Here is a 1075-nt window from a genome sequence, read left to right as displayed (position 1 = left end):
GTCCCCGAGCCGGTCACCCGACGCCGCGAGACGCGCCTGCAACTGGTTGATCTCACTGATCGCGGCAGCACCGCCGGACTCGATCGCTTCCGCCGTGGCCAGCGCCGCCTCAGGGCCAGCCGAGAGGAGCTGCTGGATCGACGCCTCAGACAGACCCGACTTCGCCAGCCGCTCCGTGAGGAACTCGAACCGCTCCGCGCCGATCACCTTGTTCTCCAACTCGTTCAGCAGCGACCGGATAGAGACCGTCCCGTCGTCCTGCTTCCCGAGCTGCGTGAGCTCGCCCGTCGCGACAACCGCGTCACGGATCGACTTCGCGTAGTCGGCGTACTCCTCCCGCAGATCCTTCAGCCGGTCCCGCTGGACCTCGAGCTTGTCGTTGATCCGGTCCTGCGCGTTGCCGTTGAGCCGCAGCGCCTTGTACTCGTCGGCCAGCCGCTTCAGGAGCGCGCTCTCGCGCTTCCCCTGGTTCTTCCCGGTGATCGTCTTCTGGATCTGCTTCGTGATCCGCTCCAGCGCGTTGTCGACACCGGTGCGGCCGTCGTCGACGCCGCCGAGGACCGCGGCCATGAGCAACTGTCCAGCGGTCCGCGCGGCCGGGCGGCTCCGCTCGAGCCCACGCACGAGACCGAGCCCGAGCATGTCGCCGGTCCGCATCGTCTCCCGCGACGGGGACTGGATCGCGCCGGCAGCGTTGGCCGCCGACACCGCGCCACGCACCATCGACGCCGCGCGCTGCGAGATCGGGTTGATCCACTGCCCGAGGCCGGTGTACATGCCCGACCCGAGGCTGGATCCGGTGTTCGTGCCACCGGCACGGGCCAGGGCGATGAGCTGCGACAGGTCGCCCGACAACCCCTGACCGAACGCACCATGACGAATCTTCGGCTTCACGTTGCCTGCGGCAGAGAGCAGCGAGTTCAGGTCGTTCGTGCTGGCCCGGGCGTCCTGCTTCGCCTTGCCGAGATCAGCACTGAAGAAACGAGTCCACGCGTCGCCAGGCTTCACGTCGCCGGCCTTGACGATCTCCTTCGCCAGGGACTGGATCTCCCGCTTGCTGGCATCGACGCCGGTC

At 68.3% G+C, this 1075-nt stretch carries 1 protein-coding gene; it reads right to left on the bottom strand.

Annotated elements, in window-relative coordinates; all coding sequences use genetic code 11:
• On the bottom strand, nt 1–1075 hold a 1075-nt coding region (locus ACOADB_RS07360; protein WP_378597315.1), incomplete at both ends, for a hypothetical protein.

The sequence above is a fragment of the Nocardioides sp. CPCC 206348 genome (assembly GCF_048654705.1).
Taxonomy (GTDB): domain Bacteria; phylum Actinomycetota; class Actinomycetes; order Propionibacteriales; family Nocardioidaceae; genus Nocardioides.
The sequence above is the reverse complement of the archived record's forward strand: the minus strand, read 5'-3'. Positions and strand labels throughout refer to the sequence as shown.